This window comes from Psychrobacter sp. JB193 (assembly GCF_002285555.1).
Lineage (GTDB): Bacteria > Pseudomonadota > Gammaproteobacteria > Pseudomonadales > Moraxellaceae > Psychrobacter > Psychrobacter alimentarius.
The window spans coordinates 1,073,399-1,086,897 of record NZ_NRGY01000001.1 but is presented as its reverse complement, the minus strand read 5'-3'; the positions used below and the strand labels follow the sequence as shown (position 1 = coordinate 1,086,897).

Sequence of the window (13,499 nt, the reverse complement as noted above, 5' to 3'; positions counted from 1 at the left end):
GGGCAGGGTTTGAGTGTCTCTTTTAGGGTATATTATAACTGTGAGCGTAGATGCAAAAACACCATCGCTGTCATGATGGCATCGTTATAAGCATCATGTGTGCCCATTTCAGGAATTCCATAATACGCCAAAATATTGGTTAGACGCTGTGACTGATGGAGAATGCCTTGTGTACGGTCGCCCATACGCCGACTGTATAACTGACGCACATCAATGATTTGATTCGGTAATGTCGTACCCATATAGCGTTTGACCACAGGGTTTAAAAACCCGATGTCTAACTGCGTACAGAATCCAACAATCGGTCGATTGTCTATAAAGGGTAGTAAAAGCGCCAGCATCTCATCATAGCTTATCCCATGCTCAACATCAGCAGTGCGCAAGCCATGAATCACAATCGTATCTCGGTCTGGCATCACAGGCGGTCTACATATCAGGTGCATACCGTTGCCAGTATCAATCGTATTGTCATTAATATGAATGGCGGCGACAGATAACAAGTGATGCTTTTTTGGGTTCAATCCCGTCATTTCGCAGTCAATGGCGACCCATTGTTTGGCATGAGGTTTGGCAAACATAGATACCAACTCTGGACGTTGTAGCTGGGTTTTTTGCCAAGTGCCAGATAACTGCTTTAGCCAATTCATATCCGTCACGCACCCCTTTATGATACTTCTGCAGTCATGATATCTCTAATTGATAGTGCTGACGTAGTTGGTTTTTGAAGCTTTTGACCACAGCCAAACACTCTTTTAGTAAGTCACGCTCAAGCGCGGTTAGCATCATTGGGTTCACTTGACGCGCCTGTCTATCATCGGTTGAGAGCGCAACAGATAAGCGCTGCGCCATAAAAAACTCTAACGCTTCTAATAAAGTGTCGGCGCGTTCTTGATTCAAAGCGTGTACTTGCACCAGCGCTTTGAGGCGGTTTTTGGTACTTGGAACGTCTAAGATATCGTTTTCTAAGGCGAGCGTACGTATGCCATGAACCAATGGAAAGATGCCAGTTTTTTTTAGGTCGATGTCTGATGAGGCTGATTTGCCTGCTAGTAATGGTACAAATTTTTGCCACCACTGATTGACATCACCAAACTGTAAGGCGGCGCGGGCGAACTGACGTACAAACATAGGGTCTGACTGGCGATGCGCAACTTGTAAATGTTGCCGTACCTGAGTGAGGAGGGATTCGTCACCGCAGACGTATTCACCATCGAGTATGGCGGACAGATAGATGCCATGCATGGGATCGGTATTTTTCAACCATGAGCCAATCTGTGTGTTAAACGACTTAAGCGGTTGTCGCCACATCGGATTGGTCATCATGATATTGCCATCACATAGTGGATAGCCGAGACTGGCCAAATGTGTATTAAAGGTAGCGGCAAACTGAGCCAAATCAGGATGCATGTAGCCATCGCGTATGATAAGCGCGTTGTCTTGATCGGTACGCATGATTTGCTCACCGCGACCTTCTGAACCCATGACAATCAGACAGGTATTTGCGACGACATCATCAGGCACGATTAATTGCCAAAGTTTGGTAAATACTTGCGCGTTTAGCGTCTGTACCATGCGGCTGATATTGCCGATTTTGACGCCGTTTTGATGCTGAGCACGAATATAGCGACCGATCAGCTCAACAGCGGTATGTAAGCTTGATAAGTCTTCTGCTTGTTCAATTTGAATACTAATCAGTTGTGAATGGTGGCTGATATGAGCAAGCATATCGCTTTGTCCGAGTATGCCTATCACCTCACGGTTGGTATCAAGGACCGGCAGTCTATGGATACGGTAGCGTGTCATGGTCAGTAGGGCATCGCCAATCTCATCGCCTGCGTTGATGGTGCGCAAGTTAAAATTGGCATAACGCTGGCATGGCGTTGTATTAGGATCTTGCTGCTCACTCACCGCGCGGCAAATATCCGTGTCCGTTAAAATGCCCAATAAATGATTGGGACCGTGTGACAAAGAGACGTCATGATTTGAATGATTGATGGGTCGCACCAATACGTGTTTGAGTCCTGCTGTTGTCATGCTGCGGGCGGCCTCGAATAAGCTGCTACGAGCCTCGACGATGTGGACGGGTAACAGAGTCACATCCGTCACAGGTTGCAACATGATCTGCTGTACTTCTTGTTGGTTATTGTGAGAGAGGGCAAAAGTCTTATTCTGGCGTCGCTGCTGTAAGGCTTTTAAGCGTTCAGGCAGCTTGTCTGATAATAACTGACGTACCAAATGGTTTTGGGCGCTAATTTTGTCGATTGCTTCGCCAGTGACTTGCAGCAGCAAGGTATCCTCAGAGGCTCGATATTGATAGGTTTGTGCCGCTTCAATCGTAGCATTACTTGCTTTGCCATCTTGCAGGCGGGGTGTTACGACAGATTCAGGCAAGCGCCGACTGTCGAACCAGTCGTTGTTGTTGTAATCATCAGCATGGTTACTGCCTAAGTAGGAGGCGACAAACTCACCATCAAGTAATTGCTCTATCTGTCCTTTGATGACCACATACAGATACGTTAATTCTTCGACAGGTAGGCTTTCGCCTTTGGCAAGGTAGCGAATTTGGGTGTGCTTTCTAACGCTTTGTCGTTCAGCCAAACTTAAGACATCAAAAGGTGGCTGAGTAAAATCAAGATGGGGCATGGCATCATCCTTGATGGCATATCGGTGAGAGTATTTACGATAGCATTATTAGGATATCTATTATTCTCGATTATGCGCCAAGCAGCTGACGAATGCGACCAATCGCTTCACGACTCTCATCGACACTAGCGACCAAAGCAATCCGGACATAACCTTTTCCTGGATTGTGACCATCGATTTCGCGAGATAAGTATCTGCCTGCTAAGGCATGGATGTTGGCTTGCTCATATAACGCTTTTACAAATACCTCGTCATCCCCTTCGAACTGCTCAGGCGCTTTTATCCAAAAATAAAACCCTGCCTCAGGCATACGCAGTTCTAGCAGCTCACCAAGCTCAGACATCCACAGTGCAAATTTTTCTTGATACAACTGGCGGTTATGCGCCACATGCTTCTCGTCTTGCCAAGCTGCGATAGAGGCGAGCTGATGCGGTATCGGCATCGCGCAGCCTTGATAGGTGCGATATTGTAAATACGCCTGCAAAATTTTGGCATCACCTGCCACAAACCCTGAGCGTAGACCAGGCAAGTTTGAGCGTTTAGACAAAGAGTGGAACACAACACAGTTTTTGAAATCATGACGGCCAAGGGCCGCGCATGCTTGCAACAAACCAATCGGCGCTTTATCAAAATACAACTCGCTATAACACTCATCACTTGCAATGACAAAACCATACTGATCAGACAGGCGAATGAGATATTCCCAATCTTCCATCGTCATGACTGAGCCGGTCGGATTATTGGGACTACAGACAAACAAGAGCTGCGTCTGTGCCCAAACGTCTCTTGGCACTGCGCGATAATTGCCTTTAAAGTCATTATCACGTGTGCAAGGCACAAAATACGGCGTTGCTTGCGCAAGTATCGCTGCGCCTTCGTAAATTTGATAAAAAGGATTTGGCATCACGATGGTAGGTGGTTGATGAGAGGGGGGTAGTGCAGGATTGGCTGCGTCATCTGCAGTGTGGTCAACCACTGCTTGCACAATACTAAAGATTGCTTCACGCGTACCCATCACTGGCAATATTTGCGTATCAGGATCCACATGCGTTAAGAAAAATCGCTTTTCGAGCCAGTGAGCGATGGTTTGACGCAGCTCAAACAGACCGTTAGTGGTTGGATAATGACTTATTTTGTCCAAGTTTTCTCGTAGTACGTCCAGCACAAAGGCAGGTGGCTCGTGTTTGGGCTCGCCAATTCCCAGTTTGATTTCACTGTAGGTAAGGGCTGGCGCGCTATCAGCAAGCAGTTTTGCCATCTTCGCGAAGGGATAAGGATGCAGGTGGGTCAAGTTGTGATTCATAATTAGGATAACTATAATAGACAATTAATAATAAAGTTATAAAGAAAAGTTACATTCTAGCAGTGTGGCAATTCTCTTATTTTTTCTTTTTTTCATGGTAAGACTGTTTGTTGGATGACAAGTAATTATCGCTCATCGAACACTCAAAAATGTAGTGGTATTCAAAACCGTTAAATAAAAATTATCAATGACTAACGGCTATAAGTACAAAAAACGCTATCAGTCTTCATGATAAAATATTATAAGGATAATTTGATATGCCTAGTGTTTCGAAAACTGAAGATATAGACGCTGAACATATCAATCGTGATAATGTAGGTAGTCATCAGCATCATACTCGATTGTATGAATTATTGAAACAGCGAGAACAGTATTGGTGGCAGGCTCGACAGCAGTTGCTGACTCGTAAAGAAAGAAAAATGGTTTGGTACAGCGAAAACAGTTTGATGATGTGGTTACTATGGCAATTGGTTGGTTATGTGGTCGTTGCTATGGTACTAATGTTAATCAGTAATTTACTCGATATAGTGCTACCTTTATGGCAATACATTGCTTTGTTTGTCTTACAAACCGTTATTTTCGTTTTTATGTTGATGGCTAAAGGGCGAACGGCCAATAAACTACAGCGTAAAATCGACAAAGATGAAATGGTGAGTGAAGAAGCATTCAATGAAATGGTTATCTTAGCAAAAGACAGTTTGTTTCCAGATGTACATGCTAATGCGCCAATTTCTTTAAAGCAGTTATACGATTATTTTGAGGGACAGTTTCATCTGACCAGTCTGCATCGCTTACTACAAAAAGAAGTTGATACGGGGCGTCTACTACTGACTCAGCAGCAGTTAGATGCAAATATATTGCCGCCAGATCTTGCTGATGATGAGCTGGATGATCATGCCAGCGAAATGATATACAAAAGCATGATTTAAGACAGTTTTCCTTCTCTCAAGTCACGCTTGTGACTGTTTAACCTCTCTTTTATTGGCAAGTCTGGTTATTCAGCCATATCTTCGTCAGTCAAATATCTTTATCAATCAAATACCTCTATCAATCAACATATCAATTCATAGAGGTATTGATTTATCGTATCAAGTCACAGTGTCTTTTTGTGTACTTAGACTTGCGATTAGTGCTGACTTTAAGGCATCGAGCCTGTCAGTAGATAAGGGCTCATCATTTTGGTCACTGATATAAAACATATCCTCTGCACGCTCGCCCAATGTAGTAATACGGGCGGCATGTACCTCGATTTTTTGTTGTAAAAACACCTGTCCCACTCGTGCCAACAATCCGGGTTGATCCAGCGTCTCTAAGCTCATGATGTGTTGATCTGATGCGTCATTAAACTCAAAATTAATCACTGTCGTCACTTCAAAATGTTTAAGCTGACGAGGCATGCGCTTGTTCGTCAGCTTAAGCACAGTAGGATCTTTAAAGGCATCGATCAGGCGTTGTTTTAGCTCTTGCTGACTGTCTTCATCAACCAACAGCGTGCCGCTAGGATCAAGGAGTACATACGAATCTAAGGCAAAGTCACGCGTGGCGGTAATGATACGAGCATCTAATACATCCAGATTCATCTGATCGAATACGGCCATCGTAACGGCAAATAGATTCATCTGATCTTGCGTATAAACGAAGACCTGCACCGCATCAAGTGCCAGCTCTCGATGCTCGCGTAATACGACCAAAGGCGGGCTATCTGCGTTAGAGGCAAGACCGATAGGCGGGTGGTTCAAGATAGCTTCGGTATGCCATAAAATATCTTCGGCAATCTCTCGCAAAAAGTACTCATCACCCAAATCGTCCCATAGTCGCAGTACTTCGTCGCGATTCATGTGCTGATTTTTGACATTGTCCAGCATCTCCAAGGTTTGCTTACGCGTAGCACTAATCATGTCTTGACGGTTGGTCGGCGCATCTATATCAGCCCGCAAAATGCGCCGAGTCTGAGAATATAGCTGCTTCATAAGGGTTGCTCGCCAGCTGTTCCATAACTGTGGGTTTGTTGCATTCATATCGGCAACGGTCAGCACGTAGAGATGATTGAGATGGGTGACATTGCCAACCAAATTTGCAAAAATAGTGACCACTTCAGGGTCTGAGATGTCTTTTTTCTGGGCGGTCATCGACATCAATAAATGATAACGAGTCAGCCAACCGACTAAGTTGGCATCTGCCAAACTCATACCGTGCGCCAAGCAAAACTCAATCGACTCCGTTTCACCCAGCTCACTGTGATTGCCACCGCGACCTTTGGCAATGTCGTGGAACATCGCTGCCAATACCAAGATTTCTTTGCGCTCGATTCGTTGGAATATTGAGCTGACCAAGGGAAAGTCTTCATAAAAGCGCGGGTCGGTGAAGCGGTGTAAAATCCGAATCAAAAATAGCGTATGTGCATCGACTGTGTAACGGTGAAACAGATCATATTGCATCAGACCCGTCACTTGAGCAAAAGCCGGAATATAACTGCCCAAAACGCCACAGCGATTCATGGTACGCAAACGATGAAACAGATAGTTCTGCTCTTTTAGATTGGCCAAAAATAATGCCTGATGTACAGGGTTGTCGCGGTATACCTGATCGATACCGCGCGCAGCGATTTTGAGCGCACGTAAGGTATGAGTACGCACGTTTTTGATACCGTGCTGACCCATCAATAAAAACATCTCCAAAATCGCTTCGGGATGCTGAGCAAAAACCCTATGATGTGACATGGCGATCTGGTCGCCAATTTGATTAAAGTGCGCGTTAATAGGCTGCTTTTTTGGTCGCTCGGCATCGGGTAGGTGCGATTCTATGATTGTCTCATAATAATGGTTGGTCAACATCTCAGACAATGTCGATATTTTCATAGCACAGCGATAATAATCTCGCATAAAACGCTCAACCGCCGCGTTTGGCTCATCATCTGGTTGAGTCTCATAACCCATCAACTGAGCAATCTCGCGCTGATAATCAAACAGTAGCTTATTTTCATTACGACCTGTCAAGACATGCAGATAATGACGTATTTGCCATAAATAACCCTCTGCAAAGCTCAACTCATCAAACTCTTTTTCTGTCAAAAAGTTTTGTTGCACCAAGTCATAAAGCTTACTGACGCGGAAATAGCGTTTGGTCACCCAGCCGACCAGATGGATGTCACGTAAGCCACCTGGCGCTGTTTTGATATTTGGCTCAAGGTTGTATTCTGTGGCATTGTGCTGCAAATAACGCTCTCTTGCCTCAGCAACCTTGACATCATAAAAGTCACGCGGCGACCACTGTTTGTTGACAATCTGAATGGGCGTCTGTTGCAATGCCTCATTCCCAATCAATAACCGAGCCTCTAGCTGAGCGCTAGCAATGGTATGATCAAGCGCGGCTTCTAAAGCATCATTGACGCTACGCACAGAGAGAGCAGGCTCTAACCCGATATCCCAAAGTAGCGCCACTAAGCGATCTATTTTTTGATTGGTATCTGCGCTCATCTCATCTGGATAAAGTAGCAAAATATCGATATCTGAATACAGCGACAGCTCACCGCGACCGTAGCCGCCTGTGGCAAACAGTGCCAAATCCGTCTTATCAAGCTCAAACCAAGTAAAGAGCGCAGTGAGCAAGCGATCAATGGCGCAAGCACGTGCCGCTACCAACTGACGAATATTGACACCACGCTCAAGAGCACGGCTGATATCGTCATTGATTTGGCTTAACCATTTTGGAATATCGATGAGTAGCTGTTCGGTATCATGCGTGTCTGCCAATAGTGATGTGTTGGCCGCTGTATTATTCAATAGCAAAGGTAAGGGCGTTAGATCAATAGTAGCAACATCACAATTCAGCATGAGAAGTATCCAATTAAGAGGTTGAAAATAAATCGTTAAAACCAAAGCGTTAAAAGCAAGTCGTCAAAAGCAAAGAGCGATTAGGAATGATAAAACACGCGCCACGCAAATCATATGAGAAAAAGTATAAAGATAAGTACTTTACCAACACAGTATTCAATATGCCCTAATTATGCGCCAAAAAAAAGACCGCCTAAGCGATCTTTTTTATATTATTGGGTCAAAAAGCTCAAATCTTCTTCAGGTCGCGTGGTAAATACTTCACAGCCATTGTCGGTCACAACCATCGTATGCTCCCATTGAGCAGACAACTTACGGTCTTTGGTGATCGCTGTCCATTCATCGGGCAAAATTTTCGTCTGCCATGTGCCTTGGTTAATCATTGGCTCAATGGTGAAGGTCATCCCCGTTTTTAGCTCAAACCCCGTGCCTTTTTTGCCATAGTGCATGACTTGTGGCTCATGGTGAAACTCATTGCTGATACCATGTCCGCAGAATTCGCGAACGATACTGAAGCGTTCAGGCTCGACCACTTCTTGAATGGCAGCACCAATATCGCCTAAGCGTGCACCGTCTTTGACAACACTCATGCCCGCATATAGGGCGTCTTGGGCCACTTTGCAAATACGCTGCGCCATGATAGAGCCATTGCCTACGATCCACATTTTTGAGGTATCGCCATAATAACCGTCTTTGATGACGGTCACATCGATATTGATGATATCGCCATCTTTGAGCAGTTTGTTTTCGGCAGGAATGCCATGACAGACCACATGGTTGACAGAGGTACAAATCGATTTTGGAAAGCCATTGTAGTTGAGCGGTGCAGGAATGGCTTTTTGCACATTAACGATATAATCATGAGCGATTTGGTTAAGTGCTTCGGTGCTAACGCCGACCTTGACATGCTCATCAAGCATCACAAGGACATCGCTGGCAAGTTTACCAGCCACGCGCATTTTTTCTATGGCATCGGCGGATTGAATAAGGGATTTTTTAGTCATCATCGTCTTACTTATAGTTATGAGATTGGTATGGGCCATTATAGCATAAATGTGGTTAATGCTGTTTTGCGTGCATTGACCATCTATTCGTTGATTGAGTTATCATTTGCCTGACAAGTCACCGCATCTTTGACGCTATAGAGATGACTACAAAGTCATTAAAATACGGCATAGATGCCAAGAAACCCATTGAATGTTGCTAAATATAGTCGTAATGTAATTTTGGTTGCTAAATGGATTAGCAAAGGTTTTCAGTGCTTTTTTGCAGGATGCAAGAATAAAAGGACTGAGAACAGCCTCACCTTAACAATAACAAGGATGTTGTTATGAGACTCAAAGATTATTTACCTTCGGCAGTCATGCCAAGCCTTTTTTTGCCCACACTTGGTACGATTGGTGCGGGTATCTTTATGATAATCATACAGACCAATTCTGCCCAAGCAGCGGGTCAGTACTATAATTGTGCCAATGCCAACGGTTGCAAGTTGGTTGATAGCCAATATTTCACATCCAGCTATACCAAGACGCAATATCCCGTCGTCATGGCTCACGGTCTTGGTGGTTTTACGACACTATTTGGCGTCATCGATTATTTTAATGGAATTCCTGGTGAGTTGATAAAAGGTGGCTCAGAGGTATATACCACCAAAACGTCAGCCGTCAACAACAGTGAAATCCGCGGTGAGCAATTGCTGCAACAAGTCAAAACCATCACTGCCATCTCAGGCAAACCCAAAGTCAATTTATTTGGGCACAGTCAGGGCGGTATCGACATTCGCTATGTCGCTGGCGTTGCGCCAAAATACGTCGCCTCAGTGACGGCCGTCTCAAGTCCAGAGCAAGGCTCAAAAACCGCAGATTTTGTCAAAAAAACGCTTGAACCAAACAACACTACTGGAGAGCCATCAAACGTCACCACGCAATTAGTATCAGGCGTATTCAATTTAATTGGTGGCTTTACGGATATCGGTTCGGGCATAAGTTACAAGCAAATACAACAGCAAGATGGCTGGAAGGCACTGGTTGCTTTATCCACGAGTGGGGCTGCCACCTTTAACGCAAAATTCCCAGCAGCGATGCCAACCTCATACTGTGGACAGCCTAGTAGCACCAAAGTAGGTGGTATCAGCTATTATTCATTCAGTGGGGTTGGGCAGCTAACCAGTGCCGTTGACCCAAGCGATTACCTGTTAGCCGCAACAGGCGTACCATTTGCAGGCGAGTCTAACGATGGATTGGTATCTGCTTGCTCAAGCAGGCTTGGTTATGTGATTCGTGACAATTATAAAATGAATCACTTAGATTCAGCCGACCAAGTGCTGGGTCTGACCGCATGGGGCGAGTCTGAACCAAAATCTATCTATCGCACTCAAGTAAATCGTCTGAAAAACGCCAGTCTATAAGAGTTATTTAGAATGATAGACAGAAATAGCATCAATTAGGCTTTAATTATATTGATGCTGTTTTTGTTTATCAAAGTGGCCAATCGTCAGATCAACCTATTTTTGCTACTAAGATACCTTTGCTATGTCAAATAATGGCCGCTCGCCTTTTTTAACTGTCGTGATGATTGCCGTGGTCATCCTCTTAACCGTGGCGATTATTTTATGGTTTAAACCAAACAGTAGCAGCGTTGCTTCTACTCAATTGGCTTCCACCACAACAGGCCGTCCAATTACTGATAGCGAATCGAATCTAGTCAGTTCTGACCAAGGTACGACTACCAGTCCTACGCAGGGCAATACGCCATTTATCACGGGGCTAGAGAATCTACCGCGCTCGTTGCAAGGCACGACGGTCGATGGTGAAATCATCATTGACGAGAATAAACAGCTGGTTGTGACCGAGGGCTTACGGCGTCTGTTCGATTACTTTTTATCCGCGTTTGGGGAAGAAGACGAAAGTGTGATTCATGAGCGCGTAAAAGGGTATATTCGTAATCACACACCAGAGCCTGCTGCCAGTCAAGCCATTAGTATATTCGATCAATATGTGGCGTATCTCAAAGCACTGCCAGAGATAGAGAAACGCTATGGCAATCTACAACTGCAAGCGACACAAAGTGGTGAGCTGGATTTAAATATCGTGGCGCAGCGCAAGCAAGATGTTGCAAAGCTTCGTCAACAGTATTTTGACAAGCAAACCATCCGCGCATTTTTTGGCGCAGAAGAGATATATGACAACTATAGTGTTGAGATGATTCGAATCAATCAAAACGAGCAGCTATCTGATGCCCAAAAAGAAGTGGCAAGGCAAGACTATATCAGCCGTATGCCAGACACTGTGACCAAAACCAATATTGAGCAGCAAGCCAATATCAGTACCTTAATCACTCGGACAGAACAGATGAAAGCAAAAGGCGCGACGGCAGAGGAGCTGTATAAAATGCGTCGTGAGTTGGTAGGCGCACCAGCCGCTGCACGGTTAGCGAAAGTGGATCAAGAAGATGCAAGCTTTGATCAACGCTTTACTCAATATCAAACCCAAAAACAGCTGCTGTTGAGCCAAAATTCAGACAATGCGCAAACTCAAATTGAGCAGATTGAACAGCAATTGTTTGATGAGAGTGAACGCAAACGGTTGACAGGCTATGCGGCGCTGCAACAACAAAAAGCTGCCAGCTCTAATTAAATGTTTAACGAATAATACGAAAGTATTAGCAGCTAATGGCATGTCTAGCAATGCCTAGTAGCAAAAAGACTATAAAGAAGAACAAATAATGGGGCAATCGCGCACTCAATCTATAAAGACAACTGAGTAGCAACTATGCATAATAGCTCAATTGTTTAGATACATGAATAAAACAATAAACCAATGATAATAAAGCTCATGGTTAGGGTAAAGGGCAGATCTGTTTTTGTGCGAATGCTTTATTATGCAAATGCTTTTTATACTAATTATGCTTAGTAACCTATATAGGAGTTTATATGAAAAACATGACTAAAATAATGATGGCAGCGACGCTTGCTGTTGGTACACTTACTGCTGGCTGTCAAACGACTCCGAGCGTAACAGCGCCCGTTACTCAGTCGATTACTTCTGAGGCGCTACAAGCGTATAACTGGCAACTTGTTGATGCCAAACGTATGAATGGTGAAAAAGTCAGTCAGCTGTTTATCAATCCAGCGAAACCGCTAACATTGAGCTTCTTTGAAGACAATGGCAGCGAGCGTGTGACATTTAAAAATACCTGCAATAATATGGGCGCGCAGTACAGTGTGGTAAATGGCAATGTACAGATTACCAATGGTATCAGTACTATGATGGCGTGTCCTGAGCCACAAGCGAGTTTTGACACCGCGACATTGGCCACTGTGCAAGGCAAATACAGCCTTAATAAGAATGTGAATAATACGCCTATCTTAACCATCAAAAATGACAGCCAAGTTGCTTATTTCAAAGCCGTCGCTAAGTAACTTATTCAACACAGCTCATTTGATAATGCTCAGTCAATACAACTTGTGTCGGTATGGCTTATGTCGGCACAGCTTATTGAACTAAGTGTGCTGTTTTTCAAAATCAGATTTGATTGTCACGATGCCTCACTACTATATTAAGTGGGGCATTTTTTTGTGTAAAATCAAAGCGCAATGTGCGCTACACTAGAGATAAAGTTGGTCTCTAAAAACGCTTATTATGCACTCATTAAAGCTCTATTGGACTTTATCTTATGTTGAAACGCTTTGTGTCACAACCGACTAAAACTCTTATTAGCACCTCGATCGCGATAGGTACGCTCAGCATCATAACGGGTTGTCAGACGCTACCGAACATGAGTGTGTCTAATACCACGATGAATACTGCTAGTAACCCACTTACAGCGGCGATGCCTGCCATCGACCGTCAAGGACATATTGCTTATGTGGAAGAGCAAGGCGTAGGCGCTGCCAAGATATCCACCCTTTATACCATCCGTCCTGATGGTAGCGATCGGCAACTGATTGATCAATTAACTGGCTATATCTATGCGCCTGCATGGTCAGCGGATGGTCAACAGCTGGCTTATAGCAAACAAGCACCGCGCGAGCATCCCAAGATTTATATTTATGAGCGTAAAAGCAACAATAAACAATTGGTCGTGGATAGTGAAGGCAGCAATCTATCAGCGTCGTTTTCACCGGATGGACAAAAATTGCTTTATAGCTCAACCGTTGGCGGCAACGCCGATATTTATGAGCGGCGTTTGAGCGATGGCAGTACCAAACAGATCACCACCTTGCCCAGTACTGAGGTTCAGCCAAGCTACGCTGCTGATGGTAGAAGCTTTGTTTATACTAGCGACAGAATCCGTGCGGGCAGGCCGAGCATTTATCGTTATACCTTTGCCACTGGCAGTGCAGCACTGATACCGACAGGAGGTTATGCTGCCAGTCCGCAACTAAGCGCAGATGGTCAGCGCATGGCATATCTGAATGGTCGCAAGGCTGCGGTCATGACGCTTGTCACAGGTCAAGTGCTTGATTTGGCAGAGACAGGATTTGATGAGCCAGCGCGCCTGTCACCTTCTGGGCAATATGCTGTCTATCCAACGCGTAACTCAAATTTAGGCGGGCAAGTAGACGGGCAAAGCGGTGGCAGCTTGGTCATTCATTCCTTGTCTGGTCGTACAAGCTATGGCATCAGCAGTCAAGCTGGCGGTATATTGCGTTCACCCGTTTGGGGTCGTTAAAATTGACTCTTAAAACCTAAATTATCGATTGAATAATATTAAGGAAA

Annotated in this window: 10 protein-coding genes; 5 read left to right on the top strand and 5 right to left on the bottom strand. The window is 44.6% G+C overall.

Annotated elements, in window-relative coordinates; translation table 11 throughout:
* Window positions 1–32: 32 nt before the first annotated feature.
* The 3 genes from CIK80_RS04745 to dapC form a co-directional block, all read right to left on the bottom strand.
* Entirely contained in the window at window positions 33–647 is a 615-nt protein-coding gene (locus tag CIK80_RS04745) for a 3'-5' exonuclease (RefSeq protein WP_095569037.1), read from the bottom strand.
* A 34-nt stretch (window positions 648–681) separates the two neighbouring features.
* The gene (locus CIK80_RS04740) at window positions 682–2,643 is read right to left on the bottom strand and encodes a DUF294 nucleotidyltransferase-like domain-containing protein (RefSeq protein WP_095569036.1); all 1,962 of its coding nucleotides are present in this window, start codon (window positions 2,641–2,643) and stop codon (window positions 682–684) included.
* 70 nt (window positions 2,644–2,713) lie between these two features.
* Complete coding sequence (gene dapC, locus CIK80_RS04735) at window positions 2,714–3,946, bottom strand: succinyldiaminopimelate transaminase (RefSeq protein ID WP_095569035.1); 1,233 nt, start codon at window positions 3,944–3,946, stop codon at window positions 2,714–2,716.
* 257 nt (window positions 3,947–4,203) lie between these two features.
* Here dapC and CIK80_RS04730 point away from each other — a divergent pair, with 257 nt between their 5' ends.
* Window positions 4,204–4,875, top strand: a complete 672-nt coding sequence (locus CIK80_RS04730; protein WP_095569034.1) for a hypothetical protein — start codon at window positions 4,204–4,206, stop codon at window positions 4,873–4,875.
* Between the two features lie 159 nt (window positions 4,876–5,034).
* Here the strand turns inward: CIK80_RS04730 and glnD are convergent, their stop codons facing one another.
* Window positions 5,035–7,779: a [protein-PII] uridylyltransferase gene (gene glnD / locus CIK80_RS04725; protein WP_095569033.1), complete on the bottom strand. Its 2,745-nt coding sequence runs from the start codon at window positions 7,777–7,779 to the stop codon at window positions 5,035–5,037.
* Window positions 7,780–7,991: 212 nt separating this feature from the next.
* On the bottom strand, window positions 7,992–8,786 hold the full coding sequence (gene map / locus CIK80_RS04720) for a type I methionyl aminopeptidase (protein WP_095569032.1): 795 nt from the start codon (window positions 8,784–8,786) through the stop codon (window positions 7,992–7,994).
* A 323-nt stretch (window positions 8,787–9,109) separates the two neighbouring features.
* On the opposite strand from map, the gene CIK80_RS04715 reads away from it, so the two are divergent.
* From CIK80_RS04715 to CIK80_RS04700, 4 genes are all read left to right on the top strand, one after another.
* Entirely contained in the window at window positions 9,110–10,186 is a 1,077-nt protein-coding gene (locus tag CIK80_RS04715; protein ID WP_095569031.1) for a triacylglycerol lipase, read from the top strand.
* Window positions 10,187–10,310: 124 nt separating this feature from the next.
* Window positions 10,311–11,414 (top strand): lipase secretion chaperone, encoded by a 1,104-nt coding sequence (locus CIK80_RS04710; RefSeq protein WP_095569030.1) that lies wholly within the window; start codon window positions 10,311–10,313, stop codon window positions 11,412–11,414.
* A 296-nt stretch (window positions 11,415–11,710) separates the two neighbouring features.
* Window positions 11,711–12,199 (top strand): META domain-containing protein, encoded by a 489-nt coding sequence (locus CIK80_RS04705; protein WP_095569029.1) that lies wholly within the window; start codon window positions 11,711–11,713, stop codon window positions 12,197–12,199.
* Between the two features lie 254 nt (window positions 12,200–12,453).
* Entirely contained in the window at window positions 12,454–13,452 is a 999-nt protein-coding gene (locus CIK80_RS04700) for a PD40 domain-containing protein (protein WP_095569028.1), read from the top strand.
* Window positions 13,453–13,499: the final 47 nt, after the last annotated feature.

Coding starts and splice junctions, on each gene's coding strand:
- CIK80_RS04700 (WP_095569028.1), top strand. CDS start 12,454: ATGTTGAAACGCTTTGTGTCACAACCGACTAAAACTCTTATTAGCACC.
- CIK80_RS04705 (WP_095569029.1), top strand. CDS start 11,711: ATGAAAAACATGACTAAAATAATGATGGCAGCGACGCTTGCTGTTGGT.
- CIK80_RS04715 (WP_095569031.1), top strand. CDS start 9,110: ATGAGACTCAAAGATTATTTACCTTCGGCAGTCATGCCAAGCCTTTTT.
- CIK80_RS04740 (WP_095569036.1), bottom strand. CDS start 2,643: ATGCCCCATCTTGATTTTACTCAGCCACCTTTTGATGTCTTAAGTTTG.
- CIK80_RS04710 (WP_095569030.1), top strand. CDS start 10,311: ATGTCAAATAATGGCCGCTCGCCTTTTTTAACTGTCGTGATGATTGCC.
- map (WP_095569032.1), bottom strand. CDS start 8,786: ATGATGACTAAAAAATCCCTTATTCAATCCGCCGATGCCATAGAAAAA.
- CIK80_RS04745 (WP_095569037.1), bottom strand. CDS start 647: ATGAATTGGCTAAAGCAGTTATCTGGCACTTGGCAAAAAACCCAGCTA.
- dapC (WP_095569035.1), bottom strand. CDS start 3,946: ATGAATCACAACTTGACCCACCTGCATCCTTATCCCTTCGCGAAGATG.
- glnD (WP_095569033.1), bottom strand. CDS start 7,779: ATGCTGAATTGTGATGTTGCTACTATTGATCTAACGCCCTTACCTTTG.
- CIK80_RS04730 (WP_095569034.1), top strand. CDS start 4,204: ATGCCTAGTGTTTCGAAAACTGAAGATATAGACGCTGAACATATCAAT.